The sequence below is a fragment of the Candidatus Poriferisodalis sp. genome, from assembly GCF_965198245.1.
GTDB lineage: Bacteria > Actinomycetota > Acidimicrobiia > Acidimicrobiales > Poriferisodalaceae > Poriferisodalis.
On record NZ_OZ240249.1, the window covers coordinates 1,056,733 to 1,073,111 of the forward strand.

Here is a 16,379-nt window from a genome sequence, read left to right on the forward strand (position 1 = left end):
GGCGCCCGTTACGCGTCATTCTTGCGGAACCGAGCAAAGCGGGGCTTCGGCTCTTCGGGCGGCTCTGGCAACGGCGGCCACGCATCCGACAGCTCCTGCTGGCCGTTGCGGCGCACCTCTTCGAGCTCGTCGCGGCTGTAGGACTCCGGCCGGGGATCGAGTGCCCGGTAGCGAGCCTCAGCGCTCCCAAAGTTCGCGTCGGTGAGCAGGTCGTCGATCAGCGAGCACGGCTCCCAGTCGGCGCGGGGGCCGAGATATACGTAGCCGTCAGCGACGTCGCGCAGCCGCAGCGAGGTCTCAGCACCGTCGACCGAGCCGCGTACCTCAGTCATCGCGACGCTGCCGAGCGACGAGGCCACGAGGTCCAATCCGAAGCGGATGTCGGTGCTGCCACGCCCCTCTGGAGAGCGAGAGACCAGTTCCTCAACGCGCTCCGTCGCAGTGGTGTCGGCCACCGCGCCGTGCAAGACGACTCGCCGACAGCCGTCACTCATCCAGCGCCACAGGAGGTTTCCCGCGGAGGTGGTGGGCGTGCGGTCAGCCCACTCGACGAGGCCGGTAGTGGTGGCGGCGATGTTCATATACACGAGCGCTCGCTCTCCCCGACGGAGCACCTCGGTGGTGAGCACGCTGGCGGCATGGAACGCCGACATGTCGCGGTAGTGCCCGCCGAGCGACCAGTTGCGAAGCCCGATCTCGGCGGCTGAGCGACCGTCGAGCAGATCTGGGTCTTCCACGTAGGTCGGCAGGCCGAGCGCGATCATACGGATGGGCCGCCGGTCCGAGTCTCGGCGGCGTTCTGCTTGATTGTGCTTCCAGACGGCGTGCAGTACGTCGGCGTACTCCTGGTAGCCGAATCCGGCCCCGAGCAGGTCAACAAAGAGGTCGGCGCAGGCGCGGTCGTCCCAAGCTGACGCTTCGGTCAGGGCATCGAGTTCGACTTGACGGCGCGAATTGGTGAACTCCCAGGCGAGGTTGGAGACTCCGTTGTCGGCAAGCTCGCCGAGCGTGCCCGCCAAGAAGCGCAGATGCTGGCGAACACCGATCTGGTCCCCTAGCAGGACGACTTGGTGTCGGCCACAAATGTCGCCGAGGTAGTCCTCCGGCGATGCGAGCGCGGGCGACGGCCGCTCGTCGTCGGTGGGGGCATCGGGCGGCACTGCCAATGAGTCTGCCCGGAATCCCGACCGGAACCTGACAGTGCGGCCGCCTTAGAGCACTTGTGTCCAAGCCAGCTCGGCCGCCGCGGCCGACTCGGAAACCGCTGCCGCGAAGTCGCCTACGGTCGATTGGCGGTCCCGCAACACCGGGTCGAGGGCGTACCGCCGAGCGTGCTCCATGTGCACCGCTGGCACGGGTTCGGGCAGCGGCGTGGGCGCCCGACGTTCGTAGTCCCGTTCGAGATAGATCCAGCCGGTGGCGAGGCTGCCGAGCGGCTCGCGGTCGAGACTCGTGGTGCACCCGAGCCGTGCCGGCGGACCCCGGTCGACGTCGAAGGCAAGCGGCACGGCGAGGTCGTCGTTCATGGCGAACGTCGCGTCGAGTACGCCGTCGGCAACCAGCGCGTAGTCGCACTGCTCGCCATCGGCGGGGAGCGGCTCGTGGATCAGCACCGTGACCGCACGGTCAGCCACCACCTCGTATAGGCGGTTCGCCGCGCCGACCACGTAACCGCCGACGACCTCGGCATCGATGGCATCCCATACCCGGTGCGGTAGCCGTCGCGCTCGCGTGAGCGCATGGGCTGTGCGTGTCAGCACGAGCGCACGATGTCCGGGCTCGATCACCTCGGCGAGCAGCACCTCGCACATGTGGGCAGACACCGGGCCGCGACTGCGCAGGTGCGGCCATGCGTACGACGTGCGCAGGTCTGCCGTGTCGGTGACGGCATCGAGGTCCAAGTCGTAGTCGAGCCCCAGCACGCGCATCGGTGCACCGCCGCCGACGAAGCGGCGGTTCACTTCCCAGACCGCGCTCAGCACGTCCAGATACTCGCGGTAGGCAAAGTTGTGCCGGATGCCCCAGCGCAGCAAGGCCTCGCGTGCGAGTGGCTCGTCGAAGGTCGTGCCAGTGACCACCGCATCAAGCCGCGTTTGGTCGTCGACGCATGCGTACTCGATTGCCACGATGCCCACGCCGGATCGGTACGCAGCGGCAACGAGGTCTTGCAGGAACAGCCCGGCTCGTCGCGTCGGGGTGTGGTGACCCACGAACACGATCTGGTGACGTTCGAAGAGATCGCTCACATAGGTGAGCGGGTCGGTGCCGTGGGCTCTCAGCCACTCGGCAAGCTCGTTGACCAGCACTGGCTGGATCGGCGGCAGCTCACGGCGGTGCCGGTACAGGGCAATTCGCTCGAGTAGTGCGCGGTCACCTCGACGCTCGTCCACCCGCTCCGACAGTACCGTGTCGGGCCGTGGGAATGCGCCTGTACGACACCGCGCGCAAGACGGTCGTCGAGCTGGAGCTCGGCGATCACGTCGGCATGTACGTGTGCGGTATCACGCCCTATGACGCCACGCACCTCGGACACGCCGCCACCTACCTGGCATACGACCTGATCATCCGCCGGCTCGAAGACATGGGCCACACCGTCACGCTGGTGCGCAACTACACCGATGTGGACGACAGCATCCTGCCCAAGGCGGCCGAGCTGGGCGAGCACTACCTGTCGTTGGCCGAGCGCGAGATCGACCGCTTTGCAGCAGACATGGCGGCGCTGGGGACGCGGCCTGCTACGTACGAGCCTCGGGCCACTCGATCTATCGACGCCATGATCACCATGATCGCCAAGCTGCTTGACGCTGGTCACGCCTACGTCTCGGCCGATCGAGTCCTCTTTGACGTGGCAACCTTTCCCGGTTTCGGGAAGCTATCGGGCTACAGCGCCGAGCACATGAAGGCGCTTGCGGCCGAGCGTGGGGGCACTCCCGACGATCCCCGCCAGCGCAACCCCCTTGATTTCGTGCTGTGGCAGGCCAGCGCAGATGGCGAGCCCTCCTGGCCGTCTCCGTTCGGTCCGGGGCGGCCCGGCTGGCACATCGAGTGCTCCGCGATGGGCCACGCAGCGCTCGGCGAGACCATCGACATTCATGGGGGAGGCGATGACCTCATCTTCCCGCACCACGAGTGCGAGATCGCCCAGAGCGAGGCGATTCACAGCGCACCGCTTTCCCGCTACTGGGTGCACGCGGGCCTCGTCTCCTACCGGGGCCACAAGATGTCGAAATCGCTCGGCAACCTCGTGTTCATCTCGGATCTGCGCGCCCGCATCGACCCTAGGGCCATCAGGCTGGCGCTGATGGCGCACCATTACCGCACCGAATGGGAGTGGTTCGATTCGGAAGGCCTCACTGCTCAGCGCGACCTCGACACATTGGTTGGTGCGGCGGGTGGGGCGGCAACAGCCACCGGATCAGCCGGCGGGTCATCGGGCCTGCTCGCTGAGGTGCAGGCTGTGCTCGATGACGATCTCAATGCCCCGACGGCCCGCGATGCGCTGCTCGGTGCCGCTGCAGCGGTCGAACGTGGGGCTGGGGGCGCAGCGCTGCGGGGCGAGTTGGTGGCTGCTGCGGCGCTGTGTGGCATCGACCTCAACAGGCCGCCTGCAACTGCAGCGAAGTGACACGGTGCAACCGCAGCGCCATGACACAGTGCGCCCCGAATCTGGTGTAAGGCAGTAGCGATGGTGACGCTGGCTGTGGTCAACCAAAAAGGCGGCGTGGGCAAGACGACGGTCGCACTCGGCATCGCTGAAGCCGCTTGCGCTGCGGGCCACAGCGTGCTCGTCGTCGATCTGGATCCCCAGTCCAACGCATCTGCCGGCCTCGGTGTGTGGAATGCCTTCCCGAACATTGACGGCGTGCTGGCGGACGCAACGCCCGGTGCGGCTCTGGCGACAGTCGTGAGCAGCGGTTGGCCGCCCGATGGCCCGTGCCCGCACCTGGTGCCTGGGAGCTATGCGCTCGCAAGCCGCGAGCCTCAGATGGCCGCCGACCTTGTGGGTGCTCAGGATCGCCTGCGAATTGCCCTGGCTGGCGTGAACCATGATCTCGTGCTCATCGACTGCCCCCCGTCGCTGGGATTGCTGTGCATCAACGGGCTGTTCGCAGCCGATCGGGCCCTCGTCGTCACCGAGCCGGCAGCCTGGGCGGCCGATGGCGTCGACCTGATGCGGTCCACGATCAATCGGGTTGCACAGCGCCAGGGCACTCCGACGGTCGCCGGCGTCGTGTTGAACCGCGTGGGGCGCACACGCGACAATGCGTACTGGGCTCAGCAGCTCGCCGAACGCTTCGTCACCGAGCTCATGCCACCGATCCCGCAGCGAGCCGCCATTGCCGAGGCCTCCGGGCAATCGCAACCGTTGCGGGCGCTCGGACGCCGGCCCGGTGCGCCCGAGGCGGTGCAGGCATTTGACGAATTGTGGGCAGACCTGCAGCGCCGGTTGGGCTGAGGGGCCAGCGGTACGCTCAGGCGTGAGGGTTCACCATGGCCAACTATGACCCGAAGCGACCACGGCCGAGCATTGACGGGTCGGCCGCGCTTCCAGGCGACGCACTACCCGATGAGGCTCAAGAGATGCCGCCGGCTGCGTCTGCGCACCCCCTTGACACCGATTCCGATGCTGATCCGGCTCCCGCCCCTGCATCGCACCTCCTGCCGCGGCACGCTGAACCCGTCGACCGCCGCTTGCTTGCGGCATTCGGAGGTGCGGTGGCAGTTGGATGGCTGATCACAGCGGTTGTCGCATGGTTGCTGTGGCGACGCTGGCGTCGGCGCTGAGAAACCATCCACGCTCGCAATGATCAGATGGGCCACGCTGTGAAGGTGGAACCCCACGCCGGCAGCGTCACTGCCGACGTTGCTCGTGACGTAGAGGCTCCCCACAGCTTGAGCCCTTCAGGCGCGTCGACGTTTCGGCAGTGCGCGAGGCGCTGGAAGCTCCGCTACATCGACAAGCTGCCGGACCCGCCCGGCGAGCCAGCGTTGCGCGGCACCTTCGTGCATCACGTGCTTGAGGAGTTGCTCGCGATTGCACCCGCGCAGCGCACGCTCGAACGCGCTCGTGCCATCTGCCGGGACCTGTGGCCACAGTTGGCGGACAACCCCAATTTTGCGGCACTGGAACTGCCGGCGGAGAACGAACGCGCTTTTCGGTGGAATGCGTGGCGCGATGTCGAGGGCTACTTCCAGCTGGTCGACCCCACACAGGTCGACGTGGTGGATCGCGAGCGCGACGTCCAGACGTCGCTGGAAGGGGTGCCCTTCCGGGGCATCGTGGATCTCGTTGACCGGGTGCCCGATGGGGTGCGCGTCACCGACTACAAGACGGGCCGTCCGCCCGGGCAGCGCTTCGTCGACAGCCGGCTGTCGCAGGTCTGGCTGTATGCAGCTGCGCTTGAGACAGTTGGCGACGACGTCAGTGAGGTGCGGCTTCTCTACCTGGGTGAGACAGGCTCGGGCCGCGATGACCGGAAGCCCACCGAGATCGCTCGTCCATTCGATCCGGATGCAGTCTCAGCGGCGGTCAACGAGCACAGCAGCACCTGGGATCGGATCGCCGAGGCTACAGCCACCAGCCGCTTCGAACCCACGCCGGGCCCGCTGTGCAGTTGGTGCCCCTACCGCGACGACTGCCCCGAAGGCCAACTCGAGCACCAACGGAGGCACGGGCTGGCTGCTTGAGCCAGGCCGCAGTGTGACGGCTGGCTGCTTGAGCCAGGCCGCAGTGTGACGGCTGGCTGCTTGAGCCAGGCCGCAGTGTGACGGCTGGCTGCTTGAGCCAGGCCGCAGCGTGACGGCTGGCTGCTTGAGCAACGCCCAGTTCGTTCGGGCCATGCTGTAGGCCGACCGTGCGAACCGGGGAGTATCGCGATGAACTACGAGCAGATCACCGTCACCGACCGCGACGACGTGCGGGTGCTGACGCTGAATCGGCCCGAGAAGCTGAACGCCTGGACGCCGCGCATGCACGCGGAGATGACTCACGCCGTCCGAGCGGGCAATGATGATCCCGCCATCGGGGCGTTCGTCATCACGGGCGCAGGTCGCGGATTCTGCGCAGGCGCCGACATCGCCGAGGTCTTTGCCGCCCGGATCGATACTGCCGACGCAGCCGGCAGCAGCGTCGGCGAAGCAGCTGCCGATGGCGATGCCGCTGCGGACGACTGGGTCGAGCTGGTGCGCGCATCCAAGCCCATGGTGGCGGCCATCAACGGCGCCTCGATTGGCATCGGCCTCACCATGGTCCTGTCGATGGATTTCCTGGTTGCTCACAGCGAGGCAAAGCTGTCGTGCCGGTTCGTGAAGATGGGCGTCACCCCTGAGCTGGCGTCGTCGCACATCCTCATTCAGTGCTGCGGCTGGGGCGCGGCGTCAGACCTCGCGTTGTCCGGCCGGATTATCAGCGGGGCTGAGGCTGCCGAGATGGGCCTTGTCGACGAAGTCACCGACGGAGATGTGCTCGACGCAGCGCTTGTGCGTGCGCGCAGCTACGCGGAGAATCCGCCCACCATGCTGCAGCTGACGAAGCAGCTGCTCTCCGACAACGGATCCGACACCGATCTGCGCGCGGTACAGCGGCGGGAGCTGGAGGCGCTCAACGTGGCCCGCGCGTCTGACGATCACCGCGAGGCTGTCGCCGCGTTCCTCGAGAAGCGCCCGCCCAAGTTCCGGTGAGCCGACATTGACAGATCTCCGGCCCCCAGCAGTACCGGAACGCTGAGCCTCCAGACCTATGCCTGAGCTGCCGGAGGTCGAGGTCGTCCGGCGACAGCTGGAACGGCCGCTGCTCGGGCGTCAGATCGCCGAGGCCTGGGCACACCCATCGCCCAAGTTCGTCTCCGGTCCCGAGGCGGTCGGCAGCGAGGTGGAGGCGCTGCGACGGCGCGGCAAGTACCTGATCGCAGAGCTGGACTGCGGGCGCGACCTGGTGGTGCATCTCGGCATGACGGGCCGGCTCTGTTTCGCCAGTGGCGCCGACGCTGCGGGTGCCCCACACGACAGTTCCCCTCAGACCTTGGCGGTACGCCCCCGCGATGGGCCTGCAGCCGACGTGATGGGCGATGCCATCGGCGACGTCACGCCAGCCAGTGAGCTCGCGGAGCGATACTCCATCGGTCGAAGCGATCCCTACGTCCGTGCGTGGTGGCGCCTCGACAACGGCGAGGTGCTGTGCCTGCACGACGTCCGGCGATTCGGCCGGATAGCGGTCTGCGATCGTGGTGACTACCGCGATCTGCCCACGCTTGCGGCGATGGGTCCCGAACCGCTCGATCCCCGCTTCGATGCTGTGTCGTTCTGGCGGGCCAGCCGGCGATCCAGCCAGCGCATCAAGACGCAGCTGCTGAATCAGCGGCTGGTCGCCGGCATCGGCAACATCTACGCCGACGAAGCGCTGTTTCTGGCCCGTATCAACCCCTCAGCGCGCACGATTTCGAAGCTGCGAGCAGAAGGGCTGCTGGCGGCACTGCGGGACGTGCTCGTTGCCAGCATCGAACGGGGCGGCAGCACGCTGCGCGATTACTACAGCCTCGAAGGCGCTGGCGACAATCAGAAGTACTTCGTCTGCTACGGCCGGGCAGGCGAACCGTGCGTGCGCTGCGGCACCGAAATGCGCCGCAGGGTGCTGGACCAGCGCTCCAGCACCTGGTGCCCCAGCTGCCAGCGCCGCTGACGCGCCATGTAGGGCTGCGTTTCAGGTGCATACTGGCGACACGCCCATCGTGTGATCGGGGGTCAGCATGGACAACGAACTGTGGCGATGGGTCTGGGTCGCGGTGGCGATGGTCATGGGCATCGGCGAGATTTTCACTGCCGGCTTCTTTCTGCTGCCGTTCGCGTTCGGCGGCATGCTGGCTGCAGCCGCAGCGTGGCTCGATCTTCCCGGTGCTGTTCAGTGGGTGCTCTTCTTCGGTGGCACCGGTGTGGCGATGCTGGTGCTGCGACGATTCATGGGCCACCAGGACAGCCCTGACGATCTTCCGGTCGGCGCGTACCGCTATGTCGGCATGGAGGCTCGGGTCATCGAAGACATCGACATCGTCGAGAACACGGGCCGCGTCCGAGTCGAGTCCGACGAATGGCGAGCGGTCACCGATACCGGTCCGGTGAAAGAGGGATCCCTGGTGCGAGTCGCCGCGGTTCGAGGCACCAAGCTCCTGGTCGAATTCGCCGAGTCACCGCCGCCCGGCTATGTGCCGCACGGTGCGGCCCCGGAGCCGGCTTCGGTTGCCGAGCCAGCTTCGGAAGGCGACGTGAGTGATGCAGACGCCGCCGAAGGTACACAAGACGACGACACCCCGTCTCCAAGGAGCGAGTGATGGACAACATCGACGCAGGAGTGATCCTCCTGGCAATTGTCGCACTGGCGATATTCGTCATTGCTGCGAAGGGCCTGCGCATCGTGCGGCCATTCGAACAGGGTCTCATCGAGAATCTTGGCAAGTACCGCACAACGGTCGATCCCGGTCTGCGCTTCGTGATCCCCTTCATCCAGCGCATGCTCAAGGTGGATATGCGCGAGCAAGTGGTGGACGTGCCGCCCCAGGAGGTCATCACCAAGGACAACGTGGCGGTGACCGTCGACGCTGTCATCTACTACGAGCCGACCGACCCGGTGAAGCTGAAGTACGCGGTGGGCAGCTTCATCGTCGCCGTGACGAAGCTGGCGCAGACCAATCTCCGCAACGTGATTGGTGACCTGCAACTCGACGATGCGCTGGTGTCGCGCGAGGTCATCAACTCCAAGCTGCGCCAGATCCTCGACGACGCCACCGACAAGTGGGGCACCCGGGTGGTGCGCGTCGAGATCCAGCGGATTGAGCCGCCCCCTGACGTCACCCAAGCGATGCACCGCCAGATGAAGGCGGAACGTGACCGCCGTGCTGTTGTCACTGAGGCTGAGGGCGAGAAGCGCTCTGCGATCCTGCAGGCCGAGGGCGTCAAGCAATCCCAGATCCTGCGTGCCGAGGGCGAGGCTGAGGCCATCAAGCGGGTGGCGGACGCTGACAAGTACCAGAAGCTCACCGTGGCTGAGGGTGAGGGGCAAGCCATCGAGCGCGTGTTCTTGGCTATTCACAATGGCGATCCGACCGATGACCTGATCGCCATCAAGTACCTGGAAGCACTGCAAGGCGTTGCGAACGGTCAGGCCACCAAGATCTTTCTGCCGCTCGATACCAGCGGCGTGCTCGGCGCCGTGGCAGCCATGGGCGAGATGTTCCGCGAGAGCAGCACGTCGGCAGGCGGCTCGAACGGCGCCCAGGCCGACGAGTAGCACCCAGTCTCACCGCTGCAAAGCCCCCGCCGGCGACCCGGCGGGTGGGCAACGCAGCGCGTAGGGTGCGCGGCTATGGCGTTGGGGCTGCCGTCGGTGCTGGTGGGCTCCTGGACGGACGATGACGCCGGCACTGGCGTGACGGTGGTGTTGCCGCCGGCGGGAACCTTGGGCGCGATTGCAGTGCGCGGCGGCGCGCCGGGCACTCGTGAGGCAGCGGCGCTGGGACCAACCGGCGCGGGCACCGAATGCCACGGCATCGTGCTGTGCGGCAACAGCGTGTTCGGCCTTGCCGCTGCCGACGGCGTCGTGAGGTGGTGCGCCGAGCAGGGCCGCGGCCTGAACATCCGAGACAACATCGTTCCGGTCGTGGGCGCTGCTGTGGTGTACGACATCGCCTCACCCCAGAGCACACGACCCACCGCGGAAGCGGGATGGGCTGCCTGCGAGGCTGCCTCCGTCGACGAGCCCGCCACGGGCCGGATCGGTGTGGGGCGAGGCTGCACGATCGGCAAGACGGCAGGGCGGGACCATTCCGTGCCCGGAGGGCTGGGTGCCGCAGTCGAACGCTCCGGCGACGTGATCGTCGGTGCGGTGATGGCTGTGAATGCCCTGGGAGATGTCATCGACCACGATGGCTCCGTGCTGGCTGGTTGCACGGCACCGTCGTCAGCGGAGCGGTACCCGGATGCCGCCATCGAAGCGATTCCGGGCTTCACCGGTCGCGGCTCCGAAGAGCCCGAGCAGCTCGAGCAATCCAATACCACCATCGGCTGCCTGGTCACCAATGCCCGGCTCACCAAGCCCGAGGCGTGCCGAGCGGTCGACTTGGCGCACACTGGCATCGCCCGGGCCATCGAGCCGCCGCACACCAATTTCGACGGCGATGCCCTCTTCCTGCTGGCGACTGGCCAGGTCGAGACCAGAGCCGACCTGATCGCAATGCTCGGCGCGCGGGCGGTGGCTTCAGCCATCAGGGCCGCCATCGCCTCCTAGGGGGTGCGCGACTGTGGCAATCTGGGCGCACCAGAGAAAGGGGGTGGTCCACACAATGGCGAAACGCAACAGGACTCTGGAGGTGGCCGGGCGCTGAGGCGACCCGCTTCCGAGAAGGGGACGCCTCCATCAGGTGGCGACTCCAACCCGGACCACCGAACCCCACAAGATCCGCGTGCTGGTCCTCGCGCGGCTGCAGCCCCGCCAAGCAGCGGAGGCGCGACAACGATCTTCGGGTAAGCACAGGCCCCGGTAGCGATGCCGGGGCCTGTTCGCGTCTGACGAGCCACTACTAGGGTCCGCTCATGGATTTCGACTGGCCGGATGATGTTGATCCTCGCCGTGTTGCGGTGCGCGACTGGCTCGACGACCACGACGGTGCGCCCAGCCAGGAGGCACTGGCGCACGCCGGCTACGTGGCACCGCACTGGCCCAAGCCCTACGGCCTCGAAGCCGACCCAATCACCCAGCTGCTGATCGACGAGGAACTGGCCGGCGCTGGTGTCCGCCGGCTGGCTGGCGGCATCGGTCTGGGCTGGGCCGGCCCGACGATTCTGTACGGCGGAACGGATGCGCAAAAGGAGCGCTACCTGTGGCCGATCTTGACCGGCGAGGAGGTGTGGTGCCAGCTGTTCTCCGAGCCAGACAGCGGCTCGGATCTCGCCAACCTGGCCACGCGGGCTGTGCGTGACGGCGATCGCTACATCGTGAACGGCTCGAAGATCTGGTCGTCAGGAGCGCACCGCAGCAAGTTCGGCATCCTCATTGCCCGCACCGATCCGGACGTGCCCAAGCACCGAGGCGTGTCGTATTTCATCTGCCCGATGGACGCGCTGGGTCTCGAGCTGCGCCCGATCATCGACATGACGACGGCGTACTCGTTCAACCAGACGTTCTTCACCGACATGGAGTTGCCGGTCGAGAACCGCATCGGGGATGAGAACGACGGGTGGCGCCTAGCGAAGATTACGCTGGGCAATGAACGGGTGTCGCTCTCGGGCGAGGGCGCGTTGTGGGGCAGCGGTCCCAGTGCTGCCGACCTGCTCGACATCGTCCGTTCCGCTGGTGGCCTCACCGACCCGGTCCTGCGTGACCGCGCAGCGCAGTTGCACATCGAGGGGGAGGTGCTGCGTCTCATCCGGCTGCGGACACTGAGCGCGCGCCTGCACGGCCGCCAGCCGGGACCCGAGGCCAGCGTGCGCAAGGCGCTTGCCGACGATCACGGTCAACACGTGATGACGCTGGCAAAGGATCTTGCCGGGGCCCATGGGCTGCTGACACACACGGGCCCGCTCGGCACGTCGCCGGAGTTCCCGAAGTCTCAAGCCGTCGTGGAAGGCTGGAACGGCTGGCACGGCGGCTACCTCTTCAGCCCGGCGCTGACGATCGGCGGCGGCACCTCGGAGGTGCAGCGAAACATCATCGCCGAGCGAGTACTGGGCCTCCCTCACGACGTTGACGTGGAGTCCGGCAAGACCTGGGCGGAGTCCCGCGCGTCGCTCGCATGAGCGACACCGAAGAGCGCGAACGACGCGCCCGGTCTGGTTGGGCCCAGGCGGCCCAGGCGGCCCAGATGGCACAGAGGCGAGGCGCCACCGCGGCCGGGTCGTGGCCGCCGAGCCGATTCGACACCCACGAGTGGGAATGGCAGCCTCCGGGTGAGAACCAGCGGCGACCGCTCGGCGGAACCGCTGCTACCGACTAGTGAACGTCGGGGGCCGTTTCTCGAGGAATGCCTTGACGGCTTCTTTGGTGTCCTCGGTGGTGAAGTTGAGCGACTGCGCCATGCCCTCGCCCTCGAGCGCAGTGGCGAAGTCGGCGTTGGCGTTGAGGGTGAGCAGACGCTTGGTCATCGCGACCGCAATAGGGGGACCGGCGGCAAGGCGGTCGGCCCAGTCGTCGACGAAGGCGTCGAGCTCGCCGTGGGGCAGCACCTTGTTGACGATGCCGAAGTCCTCCGCCTGCTTGGCGTCGATGACGTCTGCGAAGAAGGCCAGCTCTTTGGCGCGGTGCAGGCCGATGAGCCGAGGCAGCATCCACGTGCCTCCGAAGTTCACCGAGAGGCCGCGGTGGGTCTCGCGCTGCGCCCGATGGCTCAGCTTCGTTGTGTGGCCCAGGCGGTGAGCCGCTCGACGGTCTGTTCCATGTCGTCATTGCTGCCGGCAAACGAGAAGCGAATGTAGCGGTGGCCTTCGGCGGGATCGAAGTCAATGCCGGGCGTGGTGGCGATACCCAGTTCCCCAAGCCAAACCGCAGCAAGCTCGGCGCTGTCATCGGTGAGGTGATCGACATTGGCGTAGATGTAGAACGCCCCGTCGGGCGGAGCGATGCGATCAATCCCGGCGCCCGGCAGACCGTCGAGCAGGATCTGTCGGTTTGCGGCGTAGCGGGCCACGTTGGCTTCGAGCTCACCGATGCTGTCGAAGGCCCCCAACGCTGCGTGTTGAGAGACCGTGGCAGCGGCGATGGTGGCGTTCTGGGCGAGGCGCTCGACGGGCGCAGCCAGTTCGGCTGGCAGCAGCAGCCAGCCGAGGCGCCAGCCGGTCATCGAGAAGTACTTGGAGAAGCTGTTCACCACGACAGCGCTGGGGCTGTACGCCGCCGCAGTGGCTGCTTCGCTGCCGTAAGAAATGCCGTGGTAGATCTCATCGGAGATGAGTCGCACGCCAGCGCTGTGGCACCAACGAGCGAGCCGTCCCAGCTCGTCGGCGATGAGCATGGTGCCGGTCGGATTGGCGGGGCTGGCCACCACCAGCCCGTCGAGCGGGCCGGCACCTTCAACCATCTCGGCGGTGAGCCGGAATCCCGTCTCGGGTGTGACTGCGATCTCGACGACGTCGATGTCCAGCGCTTCGAGCGTGTTGCGGTAGCACGGATAACCCGGAGCTGTCACTGCCACGCAGTCGCCCGCCTCGAAACACGAGAGGAACGCGAGCGTGAACGCACCGCTCGCGCCCTGGGTGATGACGATGCGGCCAGGGACGGCGTCGTAGCCGTACCAATCGGCGTAGTGCTGGACCAGCCGGGCACGCAAGGGCTCGATCCCGACCGCGGCGGTGTAACCCAGCACGTCGTTGTCGATTGCGGCCTTTGCGGCCGCACGCGCACCCGCGGGCGCGGGCGTGGACGGCTGTCCGACCTCCATGTGCACGACCTCGCCACCCGCAGCTTCTCGCTGCGCGGCGGCGCGCATCATCTCCATGACGAAGAACGGCGCAATGTCTGCGCGCCCGGAAACCTTGAGTCCGCTCACGCTCGGGTCTGTCCCCGCATGGCGTCAGATGCTAAGAGCCCGAGAGGTTGGGCACAGATGCCCGGCAGCCCCGACGGCCTGGATTTTGCGCAGAAATGCCGCTGCAGGCGGCAATTTTGAGCAGAGAATTGCTTGGCATCGGACTTTGTGCAGAAATGCCGCCACAGACGGCAAATTTGCACAAAGAACGCGTGGCCGCAGCTTTCCGAGATGTCACCTATCCGCGCAGCCTCCAAGAGCCGGAGACGATGGGTACAGATGCCGCAGCGGGCACCACTCGTAGTTCAGTAGTCGATGCCCTTCTTGGCCCGGATCCCCGCGTCGTAGGCGTGCTTGGTCTTGCGCATCTCGGTCACCGTGTCGGCCAACTCGATCATCCAGGCGGGCGCGTCGCGCCCCGTCAGCACCAAGGACACGTGGGTGGGCCGGCTCCGGAACGTGGCCTCCACGTCGGCTGCGTCGATCCAGCCCCAGTTGAGCGGGTAGGTGATCTCGTCGAAGACGACCAGCCGGTGATCGCCTGCGGCCACGAGCGTCTTGCCGTACCGCCACGCCTCGCGAGCCTCAGCCTCATCGCGGGTGAGGTCGTCGCTGTCCCAGGTGAATCCCTCGCCCAGCGACCAGAAGTCGATGCCGAGCGGTTCGGCCATCATCTGCTCTCCGGTCACCCAGTCATCGGACTTGAGGAACTGCACCACCGCGACTGGCCAGCCACGGGCCCGAGCTCTCATCGCTGTGCCGAATGCGGCTGAGGACTTGCCCTTGCCGTCGCCGGTGTTCACCACAACGAGACTGCGAGCGGTGCGCAGGCCATCGGGGCGGGGGTCCTCGGTGGGCGGCGTGTCGGCGGATGTCGGGGAATCGGTCATCGGGTGTCTCCATTGGTGGGTGCCCCCTCGATCGTCGAGTTCGGGCTCGAGTTGGTCGCGTTCGGGACGATCACGGGGCCGTCAGGGTCGTCGAGGATGCGAACCTTCGCATGGAAGTGCTCGGAGATGTTCGCAACGGTAAGCACCTCGGCCGGTGATCCGCACTGCGCGATCCGGCCGTCCGAGAGGATCGCGACCCGGTCGCCGTATCGGGCTGCGAGCGTGAGGTCGTGCAGCGTTGCAATGACGGTCAGCCCGTGCTCGCACCGCAACGCCTCGACGAGTTCGAGCACATCCTGCTGATGTCCGAGGTCCAACGCTGTGGTCGGTTCGTCCAGCAGCAGAACGCCGGTCTGCTGGGCGAGCGCCCTCGCAAGCACGGCCCGCTGGCGTTCGCCTCCCGAGAGCGACTGGACAGTGCGCTCGCCGAAGCCGCCAAGATCGAGCCGTTCCAGGACCTCGGCAACGATCCGGCGGTCACCGGCGGTCTCTGCGGAGAACACGCCTCGGTGTGGTGTGCGTCCGAGCTGTACGTAGTCGGCGACAAGCATTCCCGGAGGGATCACCGGTGTCTGGGGAACGTAAGCCACATGGCGAGCACGCGCGGCGCGGCGACGTTCTCGAAATCCGTTGATCTGGATCGTCCCCCGGAACGGCACCAGGCCCAACACCGCTCGAAGCATCGTGGTCTTGCCAGCGCCATTGGGCCCGATGATGTTCACCCATTCGCCTGCAGTGACGGTCAGATCGACACCGTCGAGCACCTGTGCACCACCGAGGTTGACTTCCAGCGCCTGGATCCTGACGGCGTGGCCAGACGCAGCAGTGGGTACGGCACCCTGGACGGGGGCCGCAGCGGCGGGGGCCGTGGCCGGCGGAGCAGCGGCGTCCATCACCAAACCTCCCGACGCGTCGTGCGCAAGACAAGCACGAAGAACGGCGCTCCCAGGAAGGCAGTGACGACCCCGATCGGCAATTCCGACGGCGACAGCACCGTGCGTGCCCCCAGGTCGGCGAGCACCATGAACGCCCCTCCGAACAGCACCGAGAGCGGCAGTACGACGCGGTTGCTGGCCCCGAACGCGAGCCGCACCGTGTGGGGCACGATGATGCCGACGAATCCGATCAAGCCGCTGACCGACACAGCCGCAGCTGCGCCCAGTGAGGCCGCGAGCACCACGATCAAGCGCACCTTTCGGGGCTCGATGCCGAGTGCGGCGGCCTCCTCGTCGCCGACCGCGAGCACGTCGAGCGCCCGGCGGTAACGGAGCACGACCGCTGTGGTGAGCACGAAGTACGGGAGCATCAGTGCCGGTTCCGACCATCCTGAAGTCGCGATACGGCCCAGGATCCAAGCGAAGATCTTGCGAAACGCATCGCTGTTGGCCTGCAAGACGTAGGTCTGGCATGCCGTCAGGAAGCTGGCCACGGCGATACCGGCCAGGATCAGCGACGCCGTCGAGCGACCGCCGAGATGTCCTGCGACGTAGGACACCGCCACCGCAATGAGCCCTCCGGCGAAGGCGGCAAGCGGCACTGGGTCCAGGGCGCCAGCGCCGTCGCCGAGACTGTTGGTGATGGCAATGGTCGCGCCGAGGCCAGCGCCTGCAGCGATGCCCAGCAGGTACGGGTCAGCGAGCGGATTGCGGAAAGCGGCCTGGTAGGTCGCGCCGCTCATCGACAGCGTGGCGCCTACGAGCAGGCCGAGCACAACACGGGGAAGGCGAATCTCCCGCACGATCGCTGCGTGTGCCGAGCTCAGCCCAGAGTCGAACGTGAGACCGGGCAGCGTGTCGAACAGCTCCAGTACCGCCCGGTGAACAGGGATACCGGCGGGGCCAATCGTCAGTCCCGCGGTCACGGCAATCGCAACCGCCGCAAGCCCCGCGATGAGCGCTGCAGGTCGCAGACCCGACGGCCGAAGCGTTGCCTCGGTCACCTCAGGGGTGAGCGACATGGGTGAGCCGGCCATGTCCAGTGC

17 protein-coding genes are annotated in these 16,379 nt (G+C 67.0%); 10 read left to right on the top strand and 7 right to left on the bottom strand.

The features are described 5' to 3' along the window. Nucleotides 1-8: 8 nt before the first annotated feature. Entirely contained in the window at nt 9-1,160 is a 1,152-nt protein-coding gene (locus ACOCMM_RS04995) for a hypothetical protein (RefSeq protein ID WP_419552089.1), read from the bottom strand. Between the two features lie 51 nt (nt 1,161-1,211). Beyond that, nucleotides 1,212-2,390, bottom strand: a complete 1,179-nt coding sequence (locus tag ACOCMM_RS05000; protein ID WP_419552090.1) for a hypothetical protein — start codon at nt 2,388-2,390, stop codon at nt 1,212-1,214. Between the two features lie 32 nt (nt 2,391-2,422). Between ACOCMM_RS05000 and cysS the strand changes: the two genes are divergently transcribed. The 10 genes from cysS to ACOCMM_RS05050 all read left to right on the top strand — a co-directional run bounded on the left by cysS (nt 2,423) and on the right by ACOCMM_RS05050 (nt 11,981). Further along, the gene (gene cysS, locus ACOCMM_RS05005) at nt 2,423-3,625 is read left to right on the top strand and encodes a cysteine--tRNA ligase (protein ID WP_419554823.1); all 1,203 of its coding nucleotides are present in this window, start codon (nt 2,423-2,425) and stop codon (nt 3,623-3,625) included. A gap of 60 nt (nt 3,626-3,685) precedes the next feature. Next, entirely contained in the window at nt 3,686-4,456 is a 771-nt protein-coding gene (locus ACOCMM_RS05010; RefSeq protein WP_419552091.1) for a ParA family protein, read from the top strand. Nucleotides 4,457-4,830: 374 nt separating this feature from the next. Further along, nucleotides 4,831-5,688, top strand: coding sequence for a RecB family exonuclease (locus ACOCMM_RS05015; RefSeq protein WP_419552092.1), 858 nt, complete (start codon nt 4,831-4,833; stop codon nt 5,686-5,688). A 189-nt stretch (nt 5,689-5,877) separates the two neighbouring features. Next, entirely contained in the window at nt 5,878-6,681 is an 804-nt protein-coding gene (locus ACOCMM_RS05020) for an enoyl-CoA hydratase/isomerase family protein (RefSeq protein WP_419552093.1), read from the top strand. A gap of 58 nt (nt 6,682-6,739) precedes the next feature. Beyond that, entirely contained in the window at nt 6,740-7,678 is a 939-nt protein-coding gene (mutM, locus tag ACOCMM_RS05025) for a bifunctional DNA-formamidopyrimidine glycosylase/DNA-(apurinic or apyrimidinic site) lyase (protein ID WP_419552094.1), read from the top strand. A 67-nt stretch (nt 7,679-7,745) separates the two neighbouring features. Further along, on the top strand, nt 7,746-8,324 hold the full coding sequence (locus tag ACOCMM_RS05030) for an NfeD family protein (protein ID WP_419552095.1): 579 nt from the start codon (nt 7,746-7,748) through the stop codon (nt 8,322-8,324). Beyond that, nucleotides 8,324-9,280 (top strand): SPFH domain-containing protein, encoded by a 957-nt coding sequence (locus ACOCMM_RS05035; RefSeq protein WP_419552096.1) that lies wholly within the window; start codon nt 8,324-8,326, stop codon nt 9,278-9,280. Before ACOCMM_RS05030 ends, ACOCMM_RS05035 begins: the two co-directional genes overlap by 1 nt. Before the next feature lie 75 nt (nt 9,281-9,355). Further along, entirely contained in the window at nt 9,356-10,276 is a 921-nt protein-coding gene (locus tag ACOCMM_RS05040) for a P1 family peptidase (RefSeq protein ID WP_419552097.1), read from the top strand. A 305-nt stretch (nt 10,277-10,581) separates the two neighbouring features. Beyond that, a complete protein-coding gene (locus tag ACOCMM_RS05045) occupies nt 10,582-11,784 on the top strand; it encodes an acyl-CoA dehydrogenase family protein (protein WP_419552098.1) in 1,203 nt (400 codons plus the stop codon). Continuing rightward, nucleotides 11,781-11,981, top strand: a complete 201-nt coding sequence (locus ACOCMM_RS05050; RefSeq protein ID WP_419552099.1) for a hypothetical protein — start codon at nt 11,781-11,783, stop codon at nt 11,979-11,981. The genes ACOCMM_RS05045 and ACOCMM_RS05050 overlap by 4 nt, the downstream gene beginning before the upstream one ends. Here ACOCMM_RS05050 and ACOCMM_RS05055 read toward each other — a convergent pair. The 5 genes from ACOCMM_RS05055 to ACOCMM_RS05075 form a co-directional block, all read right to left on the bottom strand. Continuing rightward, on the bottom strand, nt 11,971-12,333 hold the full coding sequence (locus tag ACOCMM_RS05055; protein ID WP_419552100.1) for an enoyl-CoA hydratase/isomerase family protein: 363 nt from the start codon (nt 12,331-12,333) through the stop codon (nt 11,971-11,973). The two genes, ACOCMM_RS05050 and ACOCMM_RS05055, sit on opposite strands and share 11 nt — an antisense overlap. Before the next feature lie 38 nt (nt 12,334-12,371). Next, the gene (locus ACOCMM_RS05060) at nt 12,372-13,529 is read right to left on the bottom strand and encodes a pyridoxal phosphate-dependent aminotransferase (protein ID WP_419552101.1); all 1,158 of its coding nucleotides are present in this window, start codon (nt 13,527-13,529) and stop codon (nt 12,372-12,374) included. Between the two features lie 284 nt (nt 13,530-13,813). Next, nucleotides 13,814-14,398: a cob(I)yrinic acid a,c-diamide adenosyltransferase gene (gene cobO / locus ACOCMM_RS05065; protein ID WP_419552102.1), complete on the bottom strand. Its 585-nt coding sequence runs from the start codon at nt 14,396-14,398 to the stop codon at nt 13,814-13,816. After that, entirely contained in the window at nt 14,395-15,291 is an 897-nt protein-coding gene (locus ACOCMM_RS05070; RefSeq protein ID WP_419552103.1) for an ABC transporter ATP-binding protein, read from the bottom strand. The genes cobO and ACOCMM_RS05070 overlap by 4 nt, the downstream gene beginning before the upstream one ends. Continuing rightward, the gene (locus ACOCMM_RS05075; protein ID WP_419552104.1) at nt 15,291-16,370 is read right to left on the bottom strand and encodes a FecCD family ABC transporter permease; all 1,080 of its coding nucleotides are present in this window, start codon (nt 16,368-16,370) and stop codon (nt 15,291-15,293) included. The genes ACOCMM_RS05070 and ACOCMM_RS05075 overlap by 1 nt, the downstream gene beginning before the upstream one ends. Nucleotides 16,371-16,379: the final 9 nt, after the last annotated feature.